Genomic DNA, 20,480 nt, shown 5'->3' on the forward strand with positions numbered 1-20,480 from the left:
AATCGCCGGGCCAGGTTGGCCGCAGGCCGGCCGTGGCGGGCGCAAGGAGAGCGCAATGGGTTCATTCAGCCTGTGGCACTGGTTGATCGTGCTGGCGGTGGTGCTGCTGGTGTTCGGCACCAAAAAACTGCGCCATGTCGGCGCCGATCTGGGCGGCGCGGTACGCGGCTTCAGGCAGGGCATGCAGGGTGAGGGCGAGCCGCCCGCAAGCGATGCCACGCCGAAAAGCTAGTTGCCGGCCGGCGCGCGGCGGCATACAAACGCAGCATGACCCATCACCCTGCGGAGAGCGCCATGCTGCACGCCAAGCTGTTCATCAATAACCAGGATGTCGCCTCGTCCGACGGCGCCACCTTCGACTGTCTCAACCCGGTCAATGGCGAGGTCGCCACCGTGGCGGCGGCGGCGAGTGTGGATAGCGCGCTGGCGGCGGTGAATGCCGCCACGGTGGCGTTCGGCGCCTGGGCGGCGATGCTGCCGCAACAGCGCCGCGCGCTGCTGGACCGCGCCGCCGACCTGATCGTGGCGCGCAGTGTCGATTTCAGCGCCGCGATGACGGCGGAAACCGGTGCCACCGCGGCGTGGGGCAGCTTCAACTGCCAGCTGGCGGCCAACATCTTCCGCGAGGCGGCGGCGCTGGTCACGCAGATCCAGGGCGAGCTGCCGCCGTCCAGCCGTGCCGGCGCCATCGAGATGGTGCTGCGCCAGCCGGCGGGCGTGGTGCTGGCCTTCGCGCCATGGAATGCACCGGTGCTGCTGGCGGCGCGGGCGGTGGCGATGCCGCTGGCCTGTGGCAACAGCGTGGTGCTGAAAGGCTCCGAGCTGTGCCCGTACACCCACCGCCTGCTGGGCGAGGTGCTGGCCGAGGCCGGGCTGCCGCCGGGCGTGCTCAACGTGGTGCTGAACGCGCCGGCCGATGCGGCCAACGTGGTGGAGGCGCTGATCCGCCACCCGGCGGTGCGGCGGGTGAACTTCACCGGCTCCACCCGGGTTGGCCGCAGCATCGCCGAGATCGCCGCGCGCTACCTGAAGCGCTGTTTGCTGGAGCTGGGCGGCAAGGCGCCGTTCGTGGTGCTGGACGACGCCGATCTGGACGAGGCGGTGAAGGCGGCGGCGTTTGGTGCCTTCTTCAACCAGGGCCAGATCTGCATGTCGACCGAGCGCATCATCGTCGATCGCAAGGTGGCGGACGCGTTCGTGCAACGCCTCGCCGACAAGGCGCTGAGCCTGAAGGCCGGGCTGCCGGACGAGCCGGGCTGCGCACTGGGGCCGATGATCAGCGCCGGCGCCGCCGAGCGCATCACGGCGCTGGTGCAGGACGCGGTCGGCAAGGGCGCCGAGCTGGTGACCGGCGGCCATGCGCGCGGCAGCGTGATGCCGGCGACGGTGGTCGACCATGTCACCGCGGCGATGCGGCTGTACGGCGAGGAGTCGTTCGGCCCGGTGGTGGCGGTGCTGCGCTTTGACGACGTGGAGGAGGCGATCTCGCTGGCCAACGACTCCGAGTACGGGCTGTCGGCGGCGGTGTTCGGCGGCGACGTGCTGCGCGCGCTGGAGGTTGCCCGCCGCATCGAATCCGGCATCTGCCACATCAACGGCCCGACGGTGCTGGACCAGGCGCAGATCCCGTTCGGCGGGGTGAAGGATAGCGGTTACGGCCGTTTTGGCGGCCGCGCCGCGATCGATGAATTTACCGAGTTGCGCTGGATCAGCATCCAGCGCGGCGCACAGCAGTACCCGATCTAACTGGATCTGATCTAACAGAAACGGGCGGCGGCCTACCCGGTCGCTGCCGCCCAGCCGCCGAGTCCCCATCCGGACGCGCGGCTTGCGGCCAACCCTGGCAGCGGGACGCTGCGCTGCCCGTCCCGCTTGCCTAGTCGTGCAGGCAGCGCATTTTCACACCCATCGTTAATGACATATAAATAAAACGGAGAGATTCATCATGCAACAATCCAGAGCGCTCACCACCCTCGTCACCACGGGCGCCTTGCTATCGCTGGCGACCGCCAGCTGGGCGACCGAAGGCGGTGGCGGCATGTACCCCAACGGCAACGAGAACTACCTGACCGGCGCCTTGCCGCCGCCCGGCTTCTACGTGCTGGGCTACGCCTCCAGCTACCGCGCCGATACGCTGCGCGACAACAACGGCGACAAGCTGCCGGTGGATTTCAAGCTGCAGGTCAACGCGGTGGCGCCGCGCTTCATCTGGGTGAGCGACCTGCCGCTGGCTGGTGGCCAGCTGGCGATGCACGCCATCACCCCGCTGGTGGAGCTTGACGCCACGGTCAACGGCCAGTCGCAGCGCAAGCGCGAGCTGGGTGACATCGTGCTGGGCGGTGGTGCCGCCTACCACGTCTCCGACAAGCTGCACTACTACGCCGGGCTGGACATCAACGCCCCCACCGGTCAGTTCGACAAAAATGATCTGGTCAACGTTGGCCGCAACTACTGGAACGTGGAGCCGCTGCTGGCGGTGAGCTACGTGCAGCCTAGCGGCATCAACGCCGACGTGAAGCTGATGTACGACTACAACTGGAAGAACAAGGACACCGACTACCGCAGCGGCCAGGAGGTGCACGCCGACTACGCGCTGGGCTGGGGCTTTGGCAATGGCTGGGTGGCCGGCGTCGGCGGCTACGCCTATCGCCAGGTCAGCGACGATACCGGGCCGAACGTGCCGGCACACGGCAACCGCGGCAAGGCCTTCGCCATCGGCCCGTCGCTGAAGTACGACAACGGCAAGGGCTACTTCGTCACCGCCAAGTGGCAGCGTGAAAGCGGGGTGGCCAACCGCGCCCGCGGTTCCGAATTCAAGCTGCGCATGACGCTGCCGTTCTAAGCCGGCACGCATGATGTCCACCGCTGCGCCGCCGTGCTCTGCATAGCGGCGCAGTGCCGTTATCATGTGTGTTTGTTCACCCTCGTCGCGGCCTGCCCATGACCCCCGTCGCCCAGCGCATCAACGCCAACGCCGCCGCCCACCGTATCGACACCACGCTCGATACCCGCCGCTACGCGCTGGCCAATGGCCGCCACGATACCGCGCGCGCGGCGATCCTGCTGTTGAGCGGCAGTGCCAGCATCAGCCTCGACAAGGACAGCATCGAGCTGGCGGCGCCGGCGCTGGCCTGGGTCAACGTGCCGCCGCAAAGCCATCTGCGCGTCAGCGCCGGCAGTGCCGGCTACCTGTTGTCGCTGTCGGACGTGCTGGTGAAGGAGGCGGCGGGGCAGGGCGCGGAGTCGGTGCCGCTGCGCTATCTGACCGATCGCCGCATCGTGCAGAACCGCCTCGACGCCGCCGAGGCGGTGCAGGAGATGAGCGCCTCGTTCCGCAGCATCGAGCGCGAGCTGAAGCTGGGCGGCAAGGCGTCGTGGAGCTATCTCACCGCCCATCTCACGCTGATCCTGATCCACTGCTGGCGCCTGTCCGGGCTGGAGGATGTCAGCCAGCAGGGGCACAGCACCAATTCGACGCTGCTGATGCGCTTTCGCCACCTGGCCGAGCTGCACCTGCGCGAACACTGGAAGATCGCCCGCTACGCCGCCGAGCTGGGCATCTCCCACGACCGCCTGCACGACATCTGCGTGCGCACCCTCAAGCGCACGCCGCTGGAGCTGCTGCACGACCGCCTCACCCACGAGGCCTGCCTGCGGCTGGTGCGCTCCGGGCTGACCATCGAACAGGTCGCCGCCGATCTCGGCTTTCGCAGCACCACCCACTTCAGCCGCTTCTTCCGCCTGCGCACCGGACTGACTCCGGCGCGCTACCGGCTGGAAGCCAAGCAGCAGCTCAGCAGCCACGAGGCACTGGCGATCCGCAACTACGCCGACTGGCCGTGAGCGCTGCCTAGCGGCGCAGGCTGCGCGGGCAGACGCCGTACTGGCGGCGGAAGGCGGTGGCAAAGTTGGCCGGGCTGCCGTAGCTGGCCAGCAGCGCGGCCTCGGTGACGCTGGCGCCCTGCAGCAGCAGCTGGTGCGCGCGCGCCAGCCGCTGCCGGCGCAGATAGTCAAAAATGCTGCAACCGTGCAGCACGCGAAACTGCCGTTGCAGCGTGGTCGGGTTGCTGCCCATCTCGCGTGCCATCTCCGCTAGCGACCAGCCGTCGGCGCTGCCGCTGTCCAGCAGTTGCTGCAGCTTTTCCACGCGCCGGCGTTCTGCCAGTTTCAGCGTGCTGTCTTGCCTTGTCCCCTGTAATTGTCCCAGTGCCTCCATCAGCAGCTCCACGGCGTGGCACTCCTGGTACAGGCGCTGCAGGTGCGGCGACCGCTGTGCCGGGTGCAGCAGTTGCCCGGCCAGGCGGCCCAGCGCGGCGCCTACCTGCAGCGGGCGCACCGCCAGATGCTGCCGGCACAGGCCGAGGGTGCTGCCGCGGTCGCTGAGGTTGTCGAAACCGCCTTCTTCAAACCATTGCCGGTTGACCGCGATCACCACCTGGCGCTGCTGCATCGGCTGCGGGATGTCCCGCTGCAGCTGTTCGGTTTCGGCGATGGACAGCAGCACTCCCTGCGGCTGGCGGCTGGCATTCAGTCGCAGCGGCTGCTTGCCGAAGCGCGCTTCCAGCGTGCCTTCCAGCATCAGGATCAGGCGCAGGCCGGGCTCGGCGCTGCTCTCGGTATGTATCGCCTGCAGGATGTCGATGTGGGTGCAGTGCAGCGACAGCCCGGGGCGCAGGGTTTCGCTGACAAAGTGGCCGCGTACCGCCGGCGGCGGCGCGTGGTGAGCGGCGGGGTGTGACTGGCTGGCAGCAAGGCCGCTGCGCCCGGTGTTCATGGTGGAAGTCCTGTCGATTGTCCGTGGCGCAAAGCTTTTATTTTGGCAAGCAAAGGACGCCGAGGGGGAGATGTGGAAAAATTATAGTTGAGAATGATTATTGATAACAAGTCGGCTGCTGCCATATCGCCGGCATTTCTTGCACAGGACCGCTTTGCCATGACTCACACTCTTCCTCCGCCGTTCCGGCTGCCCCTGCTCAGTGTCATGCTGCTTGTCGGCTGGAGTAGTGCCGCACTCGCCGAAGACGGCGTCGGCCAGCTGCCCACCGTGGTGGTGAGCGCGAAAACGCCGACGCTGGACAAGACCATCCGCCAGGACGAGCTGGCCGACAGCCAGGCCCGCGACCTCAGCGACATCTACCGCAAGGACGGCGAGATCAGCGTCGGCGGCGGCGGCAATCCGATTGCGCAAAAGGTGTACATCCGCGGCATGGAAGAGTCGATGCTGAATCTCAGCGTCGACGGCGCGCAAATCAACGGCAAGGTCTATCACCACCAGAGCGCGCTGGTGATCGATCCGCAGCTGCTGAAAACGGTGGAAGTGGAGAAGGGCACCGCCGCGGCCAGCGCCGGCCCGGGGGCGCTGGGCGGCGCCATCCGGCTGGAAACCATCGACGCGCGCGACATGCTGCGCGACGGCCGCGATTTCGCCATGGCGCTGACCGGCGGCTGGTCCAGCAACCGGGGCTGGCGCAGCATGGCCACCGTGGCCGGGCAGCTCGACGAGCGCTTTGACGGCCTGGTGTCGGGCAGCCTGCTGGAAACGCAGAACTACAAGAGCGGCGATGGCCAGCTGGTGGCCAACTCGGCGACCGAGCAGCAGAACCTGCTGGCCAAGTTCGGATTCACACTGTCGCCGGAGCACCGCATTAGCGCCTCCTACCAGCACAGCAACGACGAGGGCATCCGCAACGCACGCGCCAACATGATGCCGGAGTTCGCCCATCCGCAACTGCCCAACGACCCGATCCCGCAGCGCCTGACGCGCGACACCGCCACGCTGCGCTACCAGGGCGGCAAGCTGGGCGTGGTCGACAAGGTTGACGCCACCCTCTACCAGTCGGTGGTGGAGTCGGAGCGTACCAACAAGGTTGGCCGCAACTATGGCGAGGAGATCACCACCACCGGCATGGATATCGGCCTGCGCAGCTATCTGGGCGCGCATGTGCTGAAGTACGGCCTGAACTGGCGCGAGGAAGAGACCGCGGCGCGCAACATCCTTGATCCTTACGGCCTGACCGGCAGCGGCACGGAAAGCCTGGGCGTGGCGGGCGGCTATGTCGAAAGCCTGCTCGATTTCGATCCGGTCACGGTATCGGCCGGGCTGCGCTTTGACGACTACGAGTACACCGACAATCACCGGCAGACGTATCGCAGCAGCGGCTTCAGCCCCAGTGCCGGCATCAGCTGGCAGCTGCTGGACAGCCTGAAGCTGACCGCCGGCCACTCGCGCGCGCTGCGCGGGGTCGGCCCGAAAGAGGCGTTCATGCTCGATATCGCGCGCTGGAAAAACGCCAGCGATATCGATCCGGAAAAGGCCAGCAACAGCGAGCTGGGCTTCCGTTTCGACCGGGGCGGCTTCAGCCTGTCGGGTAATGTCTACCAGCAGGACATCAAGAACTTCATTACCTCGATGGCCTGCGCCGGGGTGCCGGCCGGCTGCCGCGACAATGCCGGCGACGCACGCATCAAGGGCTACGAGCTGGGCGCCGAATACCGCAGCGGCGCGCTGACCACCGGGCTGTCGGTGGCGCACAGCAAGCCGCGCCTCAACGAGCAGCCGTTCTACGACGCCGACCTCGGGCTGGGCGCCAGCAGCGGGCGGACCTGGACACTGCACGCCAGCTATGACCTGCCGGCCTACAACCTCGACTTCGGCTGGAGCGGCCGCTTTGTCGAGTCGCTGGCCTACCGCCCGGTCGGCGCCGCCGTCGGCGTCAGCCGCACCAAGCAGGGCTACGGCGTTCACGATATCTACATCAACTGGCGGCCGCTGCACAAGGACACGCTGACCCTCAATCTGGCGGTGAAGAACCTGCTCAACAAGCACTACTACGATCACACCACCTACGCCTACCAGGTCTACCAGCAGCGGGTGCTGGGCTACCCGGAAGCCGGTCGTGACGTGCGGCTGCAGGCCACCTACCGCTTCTGATCTTTTACCAACCCCATGCCCCGGCCCGTGCCGGGGCCAGGCTATTGGAGCTGCAATGAATTACCTGAAAGGGATGGCCCTCGCGCTGGGGCTGACGCTGTCCACGCTGACGCTGGCGGCCAGTGTCACCGATCTGGCCGGCCGCCAGGTGACCCTGCCGGCCAAGGTTGGCCGCATCATCCTCGGCGAGGGGCGCATGCTGACCACCCTCGCCATTCTGGAAAAACAGCAACTGCCGCAGCGGGTGGTGGGCATGCTCGGCGATTTCGAGCAGCTGGACCCGGCCGGCTACGCGCAGTACCGCCAGCGCTTCCCGGCGCTGGACAAGGTGGTGCGCCTGGGCAAGACCAGCGCCGCCACCTTCAGCGCTGAGCAGGCGATCGCGCTGAAACCGGACCTGGCGATTTTCAGCCTCAGCGGTCACGGCCCCGACGTCAACGACCACGCCACCCTGAAGCGGTTGCAGGCGGCCGGCATTGCCGTGCTCTATGTCGACTTTACCCGCGACCCGCTGCTGCACACGGTGCGCAGTGTCGAGGTGCTGGGCCAGGCGCTGGGCCGTCAGCAGGAGGCGGCCGAGTTCATCGCCTTCTACCGGACCGAGATGGACAAGGTGCGCCAGCGCCTGAAACTGACCCGCCGCCAGCCGACGGTGTTCCTCGAAAGCCGCGTCGGGCTGAGCCGCGAATGCTGCGAAACCATGACCCACGGCATGATCGGCCGGCTGCTGGACGCCGCCGGCGGACACAATATCGCCGGCCCGCTGGTGCCGGGCATGCACGGCACCGTCAACCTGGAATTCCTGCTCAAGGCGCAGCCGGAAGTCTATATCGGCACCGCCATCGGCAATCCTGCCAGCGTGGCGCGCGGTGTGCCCACCATCGCGCTGGGCAGCGGCATTGACGCCGCCACCGCCCGCGCCAGCCTGCGCAAGGTGCTGGGCCGTCCCGGCTTCCCGCAGCTGAAGGCGGTGGCCGGCAAGCGCGCCTTCGCCATCTGGCACCACTACAACTACTCCGCCCAGAACATCATCGGCCTGCAGGCGATGGCCAAGTGGCTATACCCGCAGGAAATGGCCGACCTGCAGCCGGAAGACACCCTCAGGCGTTTCTACCAGCGCTTCCAGCCGGTCGCGCTCAACGGCACCTACTGGACGCAACTATGAGCACGACCCTTGTATTGGAGGCGCCGCTGTCGCTGGCGCAACGCTACCACCGCGCCAACCTGCGCCGCGCCGCGGTATTGCTGCTGCTGGCGGCCGCGCTGTGCCTGAGCCTGCTGTGGGACATCGGCACCGGCCCGTCCGGTCTGCCGCTGCGGGATATCGTGCAGGGCTTGCTGGCCCCGGCGTCGCTGGATGTCGCCGACCGGGTGATCCTGTTCGACGTGCGCCTGCCGTACACCTGCATGGCGCTGGTGGTCGGCGCCGCGCTGGGCCTCGCCGGCGCGCAGATGCAGACGGTGCTCAACAACCCGCTGGCCAGCCCGTTCACGCTGGGGCTGGCGGCGGCCGCCACGCTGGGCGCCGCCATGGCCATCGTGTTCGTGCCGGTGTTGCCGTGGCTGCCGGTCGAGCTGCTGACCCCGCTGTGCGCCTTCCTGATGGCGCTGCTGTCCACCGGGCTGATCCTGCTGCTGCTGCGCTGGCACGGCGGCGGCAGCCACTCGCTGGTGCTGTTCGGCATCGCCCTGATGTTCGCGCTGGAGGCGCTGGTGTCGCTGATGCACTTTCTGGCCGACAGCAACGCGCTGGAGCAGATCGTGTTCTGGAGCATGGGCAGCCTGGGGCGGGCAAGCTGGCACAACGTGCTGCTGGTGGCGGTGACCCTGCTGCTGTGCTTTGGCCTGGCGATGCGCCGCGCCTGGGCGCTGACCCTGCTGCGCAGCGGCGAGGCGCAGGCGGAAAGCCTGGGGGTGGACGTGGCGCGCGTGCGCCGTGCCTGCCTGGTGGAAGTCAGCCTGCTGACCGCGGTGGCGCTGTGCTTTGTTGGCACCATCGGTTTTGTCGGCCTGGTCGGGCCGCACATCGCCCGCCTGCTGGTGGGCGAGCAGCATCGTTACTTCCTGCCGGCCAGTACGCTGTGCGGTGCGCTGATGCTGTCGCTGGCCTCCATTGCCAGCAAGTCGCTGATTCCGGGGCTGATCGTGCCCATCGGCATCGTCACCGCGCTGGTCGGGGTACCGGCCTTCATGCTGCTGATTCTGGGACGGAGGGCCGCCGCATGAGCCTGCAGATCACCTCGCTCGCCGTACAGCGCCAGCGGCGCTGCATCGTCGAGGATTTCAGCCTGGCCACGCCGCTGGCCGCCGGCAGCCTCACTGCGCTGGTCGGCCCCAACGGCGCCGGCAAGTCCACCCTGATCCATGCGCTGGCCGGCCTGCTGCCATCCAGCGGCCAGCTGCTGCTGGACGGCGCCGCGCTGTCCGCGCTGCCGCTGCGCCAGCGCAGCCGGCAGGTGGCGCTGCTGCCGCAAAGCCTGCCGCAGAGCGTGGGGCTGTCGCCTTACGAATTGTTGCTGGGCGGGTTGCTGGCCAACGGCGTCGGCCGGCGCGAGGCGGAAACGCGCATCGATGCCGTGCTGCGCCGGCTGGGGCTGCTGGCGCTGGCCATGCAGCGGCTGGACACCCTGTCCGGTGGCCAGCGCCAGATGGTGGCGCTGGCGCAGGTGCTGGCACGTCAGCCACGGCTGCTGCTGCTGGACGAGCCGACCAGCGCACTGGACCTGCGCTGGCAGCTGGCGGTGCTGGGTGCGGTCGGCGAGGACGTGCGCCAGCGCGGCGCGATCGGCGTGATCGCGCTGCACGACCTCAACCTCGCACTGCGTGCCTGCGACCGGGTGCTGGTGCTGGCCGGCGGCCGCCTGCAGGCGGATGGCGCGCCGGACGCGGTGCTGGACGCGGCATTGCTGCGGCGGGTGTATGGCATCTCCGCCCGTATCGAACCCTGCTCGCAAGGGCGCCCGCAGCTGATCGTCGACCAGCTGCTATCTGAATCCCACCTGGAGGCATTACCGTCATGATTCACTACCACGCATTGGTGGCCACGCCGCACGCCGGCACCTATCTGTTCAAGCTGTGCAAGCACTTTGCCCGCAAAGTGCCGGTGGAGTTCGACGCGCAGCGCGGGCAGGTCTGTTTCCCTTACGGCCGCTGCGTGCTGGAAAGCGGCACGGACGGCCTGCGCCTGCGCAGTAGCGGGGAAAGCCTGGCGCAGGTGCAACAGGTGATGGCGGTGCTGGACAGCCACCTGGCGCTGATGACGCGGCAGGCGCCGCTGCAGATCGCGTGGCAGCCGGACTGAGACCGTGACGGCGATTGTGTTGGCCGTGAGCGCGGCGAGGCCGGCCGCGTCGGCGCCGGTTTGATGGCTGCTGCCGTGTCCGGCAGCAGCCATCGTCGCAACGCACCCGCCACCGGGCTTGCGTTTACTGATAATCCACCCACACCCCGCCGGCGTCAGCGGAGCGCACGCAGTTTTCCACCCAGCGCACGCCTTCCACCCCGGCGTGGATGTCCGGGTAGCGGATGGCGGCCAGCGCCGCCTGGTCGTCACGGTCGCTGGCGTCCATCGCCAGTGCAAAGCGGTAGTACAGATTGGACCACGCCTCGAACAGCCCTTCCGGGTGGCCGCTGCCGATGCGGTCGTCGTGCAGCGCGGCCGGGTGCAGGTAGTCCATGCCGCGCTCCAGCACCTGTGCCGGGCGGCCCTGCACCTCGAAGCTCAGCTGGTTGGGGCGCTCGTCCCACCATTCCAGGCTGGCTTTCGAGCCGATGACCCGAATCTTCTGGCCGTGCATGGAACCGGCATTTACCGCGCTGGACCACACGAAGCCCATCGCGCCGCCGTGGTACTGCATCAGGGTGAAGGCGTTGTCTTCCAACGGGGCGCGGCTGGCGACAAAGCTCTGCCGGCTGCACATCAGCTTCTGCACCTTAAGCGCCGGCAGCATCACTTCCGACAGGTACAGCGGGTGGGTGCCGACGTCGCCCAGCACATAGCTGGGGCCGGCCAGTTTCGGGTCGACGCGCCAGCGGGTGGCCGGGTTGGCCTCCTCCACCGCCGCGCTGTGGAAGCCGTGGGCAAACTGCATGTTGACGATGCGAATCTCGCCCAGCTCGCCGGCGGCGATCATCTGCCGTGCCTGTTCGATCAGCTGGTGGCCGGCATAGCCGTAGGTAACGCCAACGATCTTGCCGCGGCTGGCGGCCAACGTTTGCAACTCCTCCGCCTCGGCGGTGGTGAAGCACAACGGTTTTTCGCATACCACATGCAGCCCGGCCAGCAATGCCGCCTTGCAGATGGCGAAATGGGTGCCGTTAGGCGTGGCGATCGATACCGCCTGGATGCCGTCGGGGCGCTTGGCCTCCTCGGCGAACAGCGTCTGGTAGTCGGCGTAGCAGCGCGCCGGTTCCACCCCCAGGCTGGTGCCGAAATCGCGGCCGCGCTGCGGATCGATATCGAACGCGCCGGCTACCAGCTGGAACACGTTGTCGCGCAGCGCGGCGCTACGGTGGATGTAGCCGATCTGGCTGCCCTGGCCACCGCCGACCATCGCCCAGCGAATCGGCGCGGCGGTGAGTTTTGCTCCGTTGATCATGTTTCTGTCTCCTTTGTCTGCGGCCAACCTTGCGCCGTGGCGCGGCGGCTGGCCGCTTGTGATGTCAAATGTCAGTGGAAGCCGGCCCGTTGCAGGTACTGCAGGCTGGCGGTGACGTCGCGCAGGCTGCTGTCGGCGTTGCGCGGGTCGCGTTCCTGTTCGATGGTGATGTAGCCGTGGTAGCCGATGTCATCCAGCAGCCGGCGTATCGCCGGATAGTCGATCACCCCCTTGCCGATCGGGCACATCACTCCCTGGGCGCAGGCGTCGAAGAACGCGATGTGCTGCTGCATTACCCGCTGGTAGACGTCCAGGTCGATGTCCTTGAAATGGATGTAGTCCAGCCGGCTGGCGTGCTGGTGCAGCCACTGCACCGGGTCCATGCCGGAGTAGTACAGGTGGCCGGTATCCAGGCACAGCCCGGCCTCGGCGTAGGGAATGTCGGCCAGGATCTGCAGGATCTCGTCGGCAAACTCGATATAGCCGCCAGCGTGCGGGTGAATCACGGTGCGCACGCCGAACTCGGCTTGCGCCACGGCGGCGATCTGGCGGATGTGCGCCACCATGCGCTGCCAGTCCTGCTGGCTCAGGCGCGGCGCGCGCTCGCTGTGGCCGGCCTGGAAGTCGCGCTCCGGGTGGCCCCAGTCCATCACCACTAGGTAGGGGGCGGCAAAGTGCTGGCCATCGGCCTGCGGCGGGCGCGGCAGGCGGGTGATCAGGCGGCAGATGTCGCGGGTCTGCTGCAGCAGGTTGTCCAGGTTGGCCGCAGCCACCAGGTCGTCGAAGATGGTGCCGGCCACGATATGCAGCCGGTGGCGGTGCAGTGCATTGCCCACCAGTTCCACGTCCAGCGGAATATAGCCGTAGGGGCCTAGCTCGATCCCTTTGTAGCCGGCCTGCGCGGCCTCATCCAGCACCCGTTGCCACGGCGGCAGGTGCGGGTTGTTCACGTCGTCCACACCCCAGCAGCAGGGGGCGCTGGCAATCTTGATGCTCATGATGTCTCCTTGTTTTGGGCAAAGCGGGGCCGGCCCCGTGGCGCGCACGGGGTGGCGGGAGTCCTTGTAAGGGGGTGGTTTAGCGCTGGTACTTGTCGAGGTAGCGCTGGATCTCGCTGCGCATGAAGCGCGACGACTCGTCGGCGCGTTCTTCCCACGCGAACACACAGGACGACAGCACGCCGTCGAAACCGCTGTCGGCCAGGGTGGCGAAGAACAGGTCCCAGTCGATCTCGCCCTCGCCGATGTTCAGGTGCTGGTGCACGCGGATGTGGCTGGAGCCGGGCGGGTTGACGATGTAGCGCAGCTGCGAACTGGCCTTGTGGTTGAAGGTGTCGGCCACGCGCACATGCGCCAGCAGCGGCGCCGCGTCGCGCAGCATGGCGGCCATGTCGTCGCCGTAGTAGAAGGTGTGCGGGGCGATATAGGACAGCTTGACGTTGGCCGAACCCAGCACGCGCACGATGTCCAGCGCCGGGGCCAGCGTCTCCACCCAGTCTTCCGGGTGCGGCTCCACCGACAGGGTGATGCCTTCGCGTTCGAAGATTGGCACCAGCTCTTCCATCGAGCGCCACCAGGCGGCCTCGCACATCTCTCTGGTATTGGCACCGGCGCCCTGGCCGACCGAGCGCTCCGGCGAGACGCCACGACCGAACTCGGAGATCATCAGCTGGCAGCCCATTTCCACCGCCACCTCGATGGCCTTCTTCCAGCACTTCATCGCCCACTGCCGTTCGTCCTCGAACGGGCTGGCCCAGCGGTACATCGGCTGCAGGGAGGCAAGACCAACACCATGCTCGCGCAGCGCGCGCTTGAATTCGGCGATGCGCTGGTTGTGAGCGCGCGGCATCACCCACCAGTCGAGGAAGTCGGCGCGGGGGGACAGCTCGATCTGGTCGTAGCCCAGCTCGGCGGTTTTCTGCACCAGCTCAGGCAGGCTGAGGTGGCGGTGCATATAGGGGTCGAGTGCGATTTTCATGTGTGGTCTCCTGTCGTGGTCGCGCTGTGCCGGCCGGGCGGTGGCAAGCGGCTGCACGCTGATTGTTTTGATAGTTTTATTGATATGCAACGGCTTCCATCGCATGCTTTAAGCCCGTTACAATCCAGTTTAACCCGCAGATTTTTATTGACAATACGGCGCCGCCATCCGGTATCGCCATCTATCATCCATCAATTGATATGCATTGATAGAACTATCAGAAAAGGACGCAGCATGACCGATGCAACCATGCTGGATGTGGCAAGACTGGCCGGGGTCGGCGTGGCCACAGTGGACCGCGTCATCAACAAGCGCGCCAGCGTGCGGCCGGAGACGGCGCAACGGGTACTGGCCGCGGCCGAGCAGCTGGGCTTTCGCCGTACCGGGCTGATCCGCCACCGCATCGACGAACAGCAGGCCGGGCCGCGGCTGGGTTTCATCCTGCAAAAGCGCAGCACCTATTTCTACCGCGAGCTGGGGCTGGCTATCGAGCAGGCGGTCGGCAGCCAGGGCAAGGCGGTGATCGACTACCTGGACGAGCTGACGCCGCAGCACATCGTGGCGCGGCTGCAGGAGATGGCGCGCAAGGTGGATGCCATCGCGCTGGTGGCGGCCGACCATCCGCAGGTCAATCAGGCCATCGACATGCTGGCGGTGCAGGGCACGCCGGTATTCGCGCTGGTGTCGGAGCTGAGCGCGGAAGCCTGCGCCGGCTATGTCGGGCTGGACAACCGCAAGGTTGGCCGCAGCGCGGCGTGGACGATATCGCGCCTGGCGCCACGGCCAGGCAAGGTGGGGCTGATTCTGGGCAGCCACCGCTACCTGTGCCAGGAACAGTGCGAGATCAGCTTTCGCGCCTACCTGCGCGAATACGCGCCCGGCTTCCAGGTGCTGGAAACGCTGACCAGCCTGGAGGACATCCATCTGGCGCAGGCTGCGACGCTGGAGTTGCTGGATCGCCACCCGGATCTGGCCGGCATTTACGTGGCCGGCGGCGGCATCGAAGGCGTGCTGGAGGCGTTGCGGGAACAGCGTCCGGCCGGGCTGGTTACCGTCTGCCACGACCTGACCGACATTACCCGCCAGGCGCTGAACGACGATCTGGTCAGCATGGTGCTGTCACACCCGCTGGAGTGGCTGTCCCGCCGCCTGGTGGACTGCATGGTCAACGTGCTGCGCGAGCGGCAGGGCCGCGGCGCACTGCAAAACATCCTGCCGTTCACCATCTACACCGCGGCCAACGTGTAGCTGGGGGTTTCCACTCGTGGCGCGTGATGCCGCCGCCGCGAACCAGCAGAAAAAACGCCCGCCGGGGTCTGTCCCGGCGGGCGTTGTTGCGTGCTGGCGTGCTTACAGGCTGACCGCCTCGCCGCTGCGGAACGCCTGGGTGATGGCGAGGCCGATGCGGGTGGCTTCGCGCGCGTCGGCCAGGGTGACCGGCGACGGGCGGTTGTCGCGGATAGTGTCGACGAACACCTGCGCCTCGGTGACGAAGGCCTCGGCAAAGCGCTGGTAGAAGTCCTGCACGCACTCGTTGCGCACGCCGTGCGCGTCGCTGATCTCCACCCGGTTGGCGCGCGGGTTGGCGCCCACGCTCAGGCGGCCTTCGCTGGCGAAGATCTCGGTCAGCGTCTCGTGGCCGTGCGCCTGGGTGCGCGAGGCGTAGAAGCAGGCCAGCTGGCCGCCCTCGAACTCGCACATCGCCACGCCGTTGTCCACGTCCTGATGCTCGGCCAGTGCTGGGTGCAGCGCGTTGGTGCCGGTGGCCCATACCCGCTTCGGTTGCGGATTGCCCAGCAGCCAGCGCGCCAGGTCGATGTCGTGGATGCTGCAGTCCATGAAGATGCCACCGCTGCTGGCGGAGAAGCGCACGAAGAAGCCGCTCTCGTCGTTGCGGTCGCAGGTCTGCGAGCGCAGCAGGTAGGGGCGGCCGACGCTGCCGGCGGCCAGCTTGGCGGCGGCGTCGCGGTAGCTGGCGTCGAAGCGGCGCACGAAGCCGATCATCACCTTCAGCTGCGGGTGGCGCGCGGCTTCTGCTTCCACGGCCAGGCAGTCTTCCACGTTCAGCGCCAGCGGCTTTTCGCAGAACACGTGCTTGCCGGCCTTCAGCGCGGCGATGATCTGCTCGGCGTGCAGCGAGGTGGGGGTGACCAGGAACACGGCGTCGACGTCCGGGTTGGCCAGCACCTCGGCGTAGTCGGCATACAGCGCCACGCCGGGCAGGGCGGTGGCGGCCCAGTCGCGTTCTTCCGTGACCGGGCTGCAGGCGGCAACGAGCTGTGCGCCGTGGGTTTGTTGCAGGTTGGCCGCATGGCGGCGGCCGAGACGGCCGAGGCCGACGATGGCGATACGTACTGTGCTCACGGGGAGGTCCTTATTTGGGCGCCAATCCTGCTTGCGATAAAACCGGGGCTGTCGTTCCTATCGTCCTTCAGCGGCGATGCAGGCCGCTGTCACGCGGCAGTCCCGGGTTTGGCTGAGGGTGCAAGCAGGGTTGGCAATGATTTACAGGGCGATGACGCGGCCTTCCTGCCACGAGCGGGTGGCGGCGTCGGCCAGTTCCAGTGCCTTCACGCCGTCCTCTACCGTGGTGCGCGGCGTTTCGCCCTGGGTGATGACGCGGAAGAAGTGCGCCATCTCGCCGGCGTAGGCGGCCTGGTAGCGTTCCAGGAAGAAGTGCTCAGGCAGGTCGGTGGCCACCTGCTTGCTGCCGTAGGCGGTGACTTCGGTCGGACGGTGGTTGCCGGCCTGCAGCATGCCGAGGCTGCCCTGCACCTCGAAGCGCTGGTCGTAGCCGTAGGCGGCGCGGCGGGTGGTGTTGATCTGGCACAGGCGGCCGCTCTTGGTGCGCAGGGTCACGGCGGTGCAGTCGGCGTCGCCGGCATCGGCAATGGCCGGGTCGGTCAGCACGCTGGCGCTGGCATGCACGCTTACCACTTCATCGGCCAGAATCCAGCGGCAGATGTCGAAGTCGTGAATCAGCATGTCCTTGAAGATGCCGCCGGAGCGCTTGATGTAGTCCACCGGCGGGGCGCCCGGGTCGCGGCTGGTGACGATCAGCATTTCCGGGCTGCCGATCTCGCCGGCCTCGATGCGTGCTTTCACGGCGGCGAAAGTGGGGTCGTAGCGGCGCTGGAAGCCAATCAGGCACGGCACGTTGGCCGCAGCCACCGCGGCGGCGCAGTCGCGGGCGCGGGCCAGGTCGAGGTCGACCGGTTTCTCGCAGAAGATGGCCTTGCCGGCGGCGGCGGCGCGCAGGATCAGCTCGGCGTGGGTGTCGGTGCTGCTGGCAATCACCACGGCGCCGACGCTGGCGTCGTTCAGCGCGGTGTCGGTATCGGTGACGCTGGCGCCGTATTGTTCGGCCAGCGCGGCGGCGGACGGCGCGTGGGTGTCCACCACGTATTTCAGGCGCACGCCTTGGTGCGCAAACAGGTTGGCCGCGTGAATCTTGCCGATACGGCCAGCGCCGAACAGGGCTACGTCGATCATGGTGTTCTCCGTGTTGTAGGTTGGTCGCCTGTCTGTCGGACACACCGGCAGCGCTGGCGATCTGGTGGCGCCCGTGGCGGGCGGCCTATTGCCAACGCAGTATAAGATTAGAAATTAATTTCTCAAATACTATTTCACTAGAAAATTTTTTGACGCACCAGCTTGTGCCATGCCTGCAACAGCGCGCCGGCTGCCGTCACCCTGACAGTGATCGTGCGGCAGCCGGCGGCTGTTATTACCTTGGCTGGCTCACGATCCTGCGAGCTAAGGCGAGACAAGGCGAAAGTGGCTGAGGAAGCGGCATTGACATGAAGTCAATGCGCATTTCGAAGGCGCTTTCAACGCCGTATCGCCCCAGCCGCAGCAAGTAGTACAAGCGCAGCAGATCGTGAACTTATGCTTAGCGCGGGTAGAACGCCGGACGCGCACCCATGCTGATGGCCTCGACCTGACGCGTTTCCTGCGCCTTGACGCAGGCATCGGCGGCCACGGCGGCGGCGTAGCCGTCCCAGGCCGACGGGCCGGTCAGCGCGCCGTCTCGGATGCCGTTGATGAAGCCCTGCAGCTCCACGTCGTAGGCGTCGATGAAGCGCTGCTTCCAGTCGGTGAGGATGGTGGTGCCCAGCCGCGCTTCGCTGCGCAGCAACACGCTGGCCGGCTCCGGCAGGTTGGCCACGCCGCTTTCACCCACCACCGAGCACTGGATGTCGTAGCCGTACTGGCAGTTGACGAAGATTTCCACGTCGATGCGCACGCCGCGGGTGGTTTCCAACAGCACGATCTGCGGGTCGGCCAGGTGCGCGCTGGCGTGGCTGCTCTTGCGCGGGAACACCACCTGGGCGGACACGTAGTCGTCGTCCAGCAGCCAGCGCAGCACGTCCAGCTCGTGGATCAGGGTGTCGGTGATGGCCATCGGCGTGGTGTAGCTGTCGCCCACGCTCGGGTTGCGGTGCGCGCAGTGCAGCATCAGCGGCGCGCCGATGTGGCCGCTGGTAATCACGTCCTTCAGCGCGCGGTAGCCGGCGTCGTACGGGCGCATGAAGCCGACCTGCACCAGGCGCTTGCCGTGGGCGATCTCGGCGTCGACGATGCGGCGGCAGCCTTCGGCGGTCACCGCCAGCGGCTTCTCGCAGAACACCGGCTTGCCCTTGGCGATGGCGGCCAGCACGAACTCTTCGTGGGTCGGGCCCCAGGAGGTCACCAGCAGCGCCTGGACTGCCGGGTCGGCCACCAGCGCGTGGGCATCGGTATGCACGATGGCGTCCAGCTGGTAGCGTGCCACGGTGTCGCGCGCCTGTTGCGGGTTGATGTCGTTGACCGCCACCACGCGGGCGCCGGACAGCGCCTGGGTGATTCTGCGGATGTGGTCCTGGCCGATGGCACCGGTGCCGATTACGCCGATTTGCAAAGTCATGATGTCTTCCTCTTTATCTCTTGGTGTAAGGGTTGGCCGCAAGGTTTGCGGCCAACCTTGTGCGGTTGCGGTTCAGGTCAGCGAGTGGCGGATGTAGTCCATGCTGCTGCGCAGCAGCGCTTCGCTGTCGCTGGCTTCCATGATCTCGGCGGCAAACGGTTCGAACGACACCACGCCGTCGTAGCCGCGCTGCAGCAGGATGGCCAGCTGGCGCAGGTTGCCCAGACGGTCGGCATCGCCCACCAGCACGCGGTGGCCGTCACGCATCTGGTTGTCGGCCAGTTCGGTCGATTCCACGCCGGAGATGTGCACCAGGCCGGTCAGCTCGGGATAGAAGATGTCCTCGCCGGACAGGTGGTGGTGGAAGGTGTCGTGCACCAGCTGGTAGTGACGCTCGCCGGCGGCGTCGAAGATCGCCTTCACCGCGTCGGACTTGCGGCGCAGCGAACACTCCTCGAAGCCCAGCGGCTCCACCAGGCCGGTAATGCCGTGGTCGTCCAGGATCGGGCGCAGCTGCTTAAGCGCGCCGACCAGATCGCGGTAGCGCTCGCTGGCGCTGCGCTTGTCTTCCCAGCTGTTCAGCGGGCACATCACCAGCGCCTCGGCGCCGCAGTCGCGGGCGTAGGCGGCCAGCTTCACCGCACGCGCCTGCAGGTCGGCATCGAACACGTCGAACGGGTACAGCGCGTTGATGGAGCGAATGCGGATATTGGCGGCCTGCGCGGCGTCGCGGATGGCGGCCGGGCTGGTGCCGTCGCTGATTTCCACGCCGTTCAGGTCGTTGCGGATCTCGATGGTGGCTACGCCCAGGCGCTGGCACATGGCCAGGTAGTCGTGGAACGACAGGCGCGGTGCGCTGATGCGGTTGATGGCAAAGTCGATGCGGCTCATGGTTGATGTTTCCTTCTGGTTTTTGGGCAAAGCGGGGCCGGCCCCGTGGCGCGCACGGGGAGGCTTGATACGTTGTGGGGGCCGCGTGCCTTAGCGCTGGTACTTGTTCAGGTAGCGCTGGATCTCTTGGCGCATGAAGCGCGACGATTCGTCGGCGCGCTCTTCCCAGGCGAACACGCAGGACGACAGCACGCCGTCGAAACCGCTGTCGGCCAGGGTGGCGAAGAACAGGTCCCAGTCGATCTCGCCCTCGCCGATGTTCAGGTGCTGGTGCACGCGGATGTGGCTGGAGCCGGGCGGGTTGACGATGTAGCGCAGCTGCGAGCTGGCCTTGTGGTTGAAGGTGTCGGCCACGCGCACATGCGCCAGCAGCGGCGCCGCGTCGCGCAGCATGGCGGCCATGTCGTCGCCGTAGTAGAAGGTGTGCGGCGCGATATAGGACAGCTTGACGTTGGCCGAACCGAGCACGCGCACGATGTCCAGCGCCGGGGCCAGCGTTTCCACCCAGTCTTCCGGGTGCGGCTCCACCGACAACGTGATGCCTTCGCGTTCGAAGATCGGCACCAGCTCCTCCATCGAGCGCCACCAGGCCGCCTCGCACATCTCCCTGGTGTTGGCACCGGCGCCCTGGCCGACGGAGCGCTCCGGCGAGGCACCGCGGCCGAATTCGGAGATCATCAGCCGGCAGTCCATTTCCACCGCCACTTCGATGGCCTTCTTCCAGCACTTCACCGCCCACTGCCGCTCGTCCTCGAACGGGCTGGCCCAGCGGTACATCGGCTGCAGGGTGGCCAGGCCGACGCCATGCTCACGCAACGCGCGCTTGAATTCGGCGATGCGGCCGGCGTGGGCGCGCGGCATCACCCACCAGTCGAGGAAGTCGGCGCGCGGCGACAGCTCGATCTGGTCGTAGCCCAGCTCGGCGGTTTTCTGCACCAGCGCCGGCAGGCTGAGGTGGCGGTGCATGTAGGGGTCGAGTGTAATTTTCATGATGATCTCCTCCGGTTTTTAGTGTTGGCCGCACCCTGTGTCGGGGGCTGGTGTTGGCTAAATCTAGAGGCCGTCAACAGAAATGGCAGCACTGTTGTTGACGATAAATCGTCAAAATGGGATTAAGCTGGCAGCCAGTGCGGCGGGATGATGCTGGCTGCCGCCCGGCGGTGCCGCACTGCTCCGG

General features: G+C 67.1%; 19 protein-coding genes. 10 read left to right on the forward strand and 9 right to left on the reverse strand.

From position 1 onward, the window contains the following. The first annotated feature begins 55 nt into the window (after nucleotides 1–55). The 4 genes from tatA (at nucleotide 56) to PQU89_RS01425 (ending at nucleotide 3,843) form a co-directional block, all read left to right on the forward strand. A complete protein-coding gene (gene tatA / locus PQU89_RS01410; RefSeq protein WP_272764270.1) occupies nucleotides 56–232 on the forward strand; it encodes a Sec-independent protein translocase subunit TatA in 177 nt (58 codons plus the stop codon). Between the two features lie 35 nt (nucleotides 233–267). Then, on the forward strand, nucleotides 268–1,746 hold the full coding sequence (locus PQU89_RS01415) for an aldehyde dehydrogenase (RefSeq protein WP_272764271.1): 1,479 nt from the start codon (nucleotides 268–270) through the stop codon (nucleotides 1,744–1,746). Nucleotides 1,747–1,945: 199 nt separating this feature from the next. Then, entirely contained in the window at nucleotides 1,946–2,842 is an 897-nt protein-coding gene (locus PQU89_RS01420; protein WP_272764272.1) for a SphA family protein, read from the forward strand. A 98-nt stretch (nucleotides 2,843–2,940) separates the two neighbouring features. Next, the gene (locus PQU89_RS01425; protein WP_272764273.1) at nucleotides 2,941–3,843 is read left to right on the forward strand and encodes a helix-turn-helix domain-containing protein; all 903 of its coding nucleotides are present in this window, start codon (nucleotides 2,941–2,943) and stop codon (nucleotides 3,841–3,843) included. 7 nt (nucleotides 3,844–3,850) lie between these two features. Here PQU89_RS01425 and PQU89_RS01430 read toward each other — a convergent pair whose 3' ends face one another. Next, nucleotides 3,851–4,774 (reverse strand): helix-turn-helix transcriptional regulator, encoded by a 924-nt coding sequence (locus PQU89_RS01430; RefSeq protein WP_272764274.1) that lies wholly within the window; start codon nucleotides 4,772–4,774, stop codon nucleotides 3,851–3,853. 159 nt (nucleotides 4,775–4,933) lie between these two features. On the opposite strand from PQU89_RS01430, the gene PQU89_RS01435 reads away from it, so the two are divergent. From PQU89_RS01435 to PQU89_RS01455, 5 genes are read left to right on the forward strand one after another with little or no spacing between them, the layout of a single operon-like run. After that, nucleotides 4,934–6,931: a TonB-dependent receptor domain-containing protein gene (locus PQU89_RS01435; RefSeq protein WP_272764275.1), complete on the forward strand. Its 1,998-nt coding sequence runs from the start codon at nucleotides 4,934–4,936 to the stop codon at nucleotides 6,929–6,931. Nucleotides 6,932–6,986: 55 nt separating this feature from the next. After that, complete coding sequence (locus PQU89_RS01440; protein WP_272764276.1) at nucleotides 6,987–8,096, forward strand: ABC transporter substrate-binding protein; 1,110 nt, start codon at nucleotides 6,987–6,989, stop codon at nucleotides 8,094–8,096. Further along, nucleotides 8,093–9,157: a FecCD family ABC transporter permease gene (locus PQU89_RS01445; RefSeq protein WP_272764277.1), complete on the forward strand. Its 1,065-nt coding sequence runs from the start codon at nucleotides 8,093–8,095 to the stop codon at nucleotides 9,155–9,157. The genes PQU89_RS01440 and PQU89_RS01445 overlap by 4 nt, the downstream gene beginning before the upstream one ends. Then, nucleotides 9,154–9,951 carry an ABC transporter ATP-binding protein gene (locus tag PQU89_RS01450; RefSeq protein ID WP_272764278.1) on the forward strand — a complete coding sequence of 266 codons (798 nt, stop codon included), beginning with the start codon at nucleotides 9,154–9,156 and terminating at the stop codon, nucleotides 9,949–9,951. Before PQU89_RS01445 ends, PQU89_RS01450 begins: the two co-directional genes overlap by 4 nt. Then, nucleotides 9,948–10,232 carry a DUF2218 domain-containing protein gene (locus PQU89_RS01455; RefSeq protein ID WP_272764279.1) on the forward strand — a complete coding sequence of 95 codons (285 nt, stop codon included), beginning with the start codon at nucleotides 9,948–9,950 and terminating at the stop codon, nucleotides 10,230–10,232. The genes PQU89_RS01450 and PQU89_RS01455 overlap by 4 nt, the downstream gene beginning before the upstream one ends. 124 nt (nucleotides 10,233–10,356) lie before the next feature. Here the strand turns inward: PQU89_RS01455 and PQU89_RS01460 are convergent, their stop codons facing one another. The 3 genes from PQU89_RS01460 to PQU89_RS01470 all read right to left on the reverse strand — a co-directional run bounded on the left by PQU89_RS01460 (nucleotide 10,357) and on the right by PQU89_RS01470 (nucleotide 13,506). Continuing rightward, complete coding sequence (locus tag PQU89_RS01460) at nucleotides 10,357–11,529, reverse strand: Gfo/Idh/MocA family protein (RefSeq protein ID WP_272764280.1); 1,173 nt, start codon at nucleotides 11,527–11,529, stop codon at nucleotides 10,357–10,359. 71 nt (nucleotides 11,530–11,600) lie between these two features. Next, a complete protein-coding gene (locus tag PQU89_RS01465; RefSeq protein WP_272764281.1) occupies nucleotides 11,601–12,527 on the reverse strand; it encodes a sugar phosphate isomerase/epimerase family protein in 927 nt (308 codons plus the stop codon). 79 nt (nucleotides 12,528–12,606) lie between these two features. Continuing rightward, nucleotides 12,607–13,506: a sugar phosphate isomerase/epimerase family protein gene (locus PQU89_RS01470; RefSeq protein ID WP_272764282.1), complete on the reverse strand. Its 900-nt coding sequence runs from the start codon at nucleotides 13,504–13,506 to the stop codon at nucleotides 12,607–12,609. A gap of 234 nt (nucleotides 13,507–13,740) precedes the next feature. Here PQU89_RS01470 and PQU89_RS01475 point away from each other — a divergent pair, with 234 nt between their 5' ends. Continuing rightward, complete coding sequence (locus PQU89_RS01475; RefSeq protein ID WP_272764283.1) at nucleotides 13,741–14,754, forward strand: LacI family DNA-binding transcriptional regulator; 1,014 nt, start codon at nucleotides 13,741–13,743, stop codon at nucleotides 14,752–14,754. A 102-nt stretch (nucleotides 14,755–14,856) separates the two neighbouring features. Here PQU89_RS01475 and PQU89_RS01480 read toward each other — a convergent pair whose 3' ends face one another. From PQU89_RS01480 to PQU89_RS01500, 5 genes are all read right to left on the reverse strand, one after another. Next, the gene (locus PQU89_RS01480; RefSeq protein WP_272764284.1) at nucleotides 14,857–15,870 is read right to left on the reverse strand and encodes a Gfo/Idh/MocA family oxidoreductase; all 1,014 of its coding nucleotides are present in this window, start codon (nucleotides 15,868–15,870) and stop codon (nucleotides 14,857–14,859) included. 141 nt (nucleotides 15,871–16,011) lie between these two features. Further along, nucleotides 16,012–16,998: an inositol 2-dehydrogenase gene (iolG, locus tag PQU89_RS01485; RefSeq protein WP_272764285.1), complete on the reverse strand. Its 987-nt coding sequence runs from the start codon at nucleotides 16,996–16,998 to the stop codon at nucleotides 16,012–16,014. Between the two features lie 400 nt (nucleotides 16,999–17,398). Next, complete coding sequence (gene iolG / locus PQU89_RS01490; protein WP_272764286.1) at nucleotides 17,399–18,412, reverse strand: bifunctional inositol 2-dehydrogenase/D-chiro-inositol 1-dehydrogenase; 1,014 nt, start codon at nucleotides 18,410–18,412, stop codon at nucleotides 17,399–17,401. A gap of 72 nt (nucleotides 18,413–18,484) precedes the next feature. Then, nucleotides 18,485–19,303 carry a TIM barrel protein gene (locus PQU89_RS01495; RefSeq protein ID WP_272764287.1) on the reverse strand — a complete coding sequence of 273 codons (819 nt, stop codon included), beginning with the start codon at nucleotides 19,301–19,303 and terminating at the stop codon, nucleotides 18,485–18,487. 90 nt (nucleotides 19,304–19,393) lie between these two features. After that, nucleotides 19,394–20,293, reverse strand: coding sequence for a sugar phosphate isomerase/epimerase family protein (locus PQU89_RS01500; protein WP_272764288.1), 900 nt, complete (start codon nucleotides 20,291–20,293; stop codon nucleotides 19,394–19,396). Between the last annotated feature and the right edge of the window lie 187 nt (nucleotides 20,294–20,480).

This window comes from Vogesella indigofera (assembly GCF_028548395.1).
GTDB lineage: Bacteria > Pseudomonadota > Gammaproteobacteria > Burkholderiales > Chromobacteriaceae > Vogesella > Vogesella indigofera_A.

Bases quoted from the DNA above. Each gene is read 5' to 3' on its own strand.
- tatA (WP_272764270.1), top strand. From the start codon at position 56: ATGGGTTCATTCAGCCTGTGGCACTGGTTGATCGTGCTGGCGGTGGTG.
- PQU89_RS01415 (WP_272764271.1), top strand. From the start codon at position 268: ATGACCCATCACCCTGCGGAGAGCGCCATGCTGCACGCCAAGCTGTTC.
- PQU89_RS01420 (WP_272764272.1), top strand. From the start codon at position 1,946: ATGCAACAATCCAGAGCGCTCACCACCCTCGTCACCACGGGCGCCTTG.
- PQU89_RS01425 (WP_272764273.1), top strand. From the start codon at position 2,941: ATGACCCCCGTCGCCCAGCGCATCAACGCCAACGCCGCCGCCCACCGT.
- PQU89_RS01430 (WP_272764274.1), bottom strand. From the start codon at position 4,774: ATGAACACCGGGCGCAGCGGCCTTGCTGCCAGCCAGTCACACCCCGCC.
- PQU89_RS01435 (WP_272764275.1), top strand. From the start codon at position 4,934: ATGACTCACACTCTTCCTCCGCCGTTCCGGCTGCCCCTGCTCAGTGTC.
- PQU89_RS01440 (WP_272764276.1), top strand. From the start codon at position 6,987: ATGAATTACCTGAAAGGGATGGCCCTCGCGCTGGGGCTGACGCTGTCC.
- PQU89_RS01445 (WP_272764277.1), top strand. From the start codon at position 8,093: ATGAGCACGACCCTTGTATTGGAGGCGCCGCTGTCGCTGGCGCAACGC.
- PQU89_RS01450 (WP_272764278.1), top strand. From the start codon at position 9,154: ATGAGCCTGCAGATCACCTCGCTCGCCGTACAGCGCCAGCGGCGCTGC.
- PQU89_RS01455 (WP_272764279.1), top strand. From the start codon at position 9,948: ATGATTCACTACCACGCATTGGTGGCCACGCCGCACGCCGGCACCTAT.
- PQU89_RS01460 (WP_272764280.1), bottom strand. From the start codon at position 11,529: ATGATCAACGGAGCAAAACTCACCGCCGCGCCGATTCGCTGGGCGATG.
- PQU89_RS01465 (WP_272764281.1), bottom strand. From the start codon at position 12,527: ATGAGCATCAAGATTGCCAGCGCCCCCTGCTGCTGGGGTGTGGACGAC.
- PQU89_RS01470 (WP_272764282.1), bottom strand. From the start codon at position 13,506: ATGAAAATCGCACTCGACCCCTATATGCACCGCCACCTCAGCCTGCCT.
- PQU89_RS01475 (WP_272764283.1), top strand. From the start codon at position 13,741: ATGACCGATGCAACCATGCTGGATGTGGCAAGACTGGCCGGGGTCGGC.
- iolG (WP_272764285.1), bottom strand. From the start codon at position 16,998: ATGATCGACGTAGCCCTGTTCGGCGCTGGCCGTATCGGCAAGATTCAC.
- iolG (WP_272764286.1), bottom strand. From the start codon at position 18,412: ATGACTTTGCAAATCGGCGTAATCGGCACCGGTGCCATCGGCCAGGAC.
- PQU89_RS01495 (WP_272764287.1), bottom strand. From the start codon at position 19,303: ATGAGCCGCATCGACTTTGCCATCAACCGCATCAGCGCACCGCGCCTG.
- PQU89_RS01500 (WP_272764288.1), bottom strand. From the start codon at position 20,293: ATGAAAATTACACTCGACCCCTACATGCACCGCCACCTCAGCCTGCCG.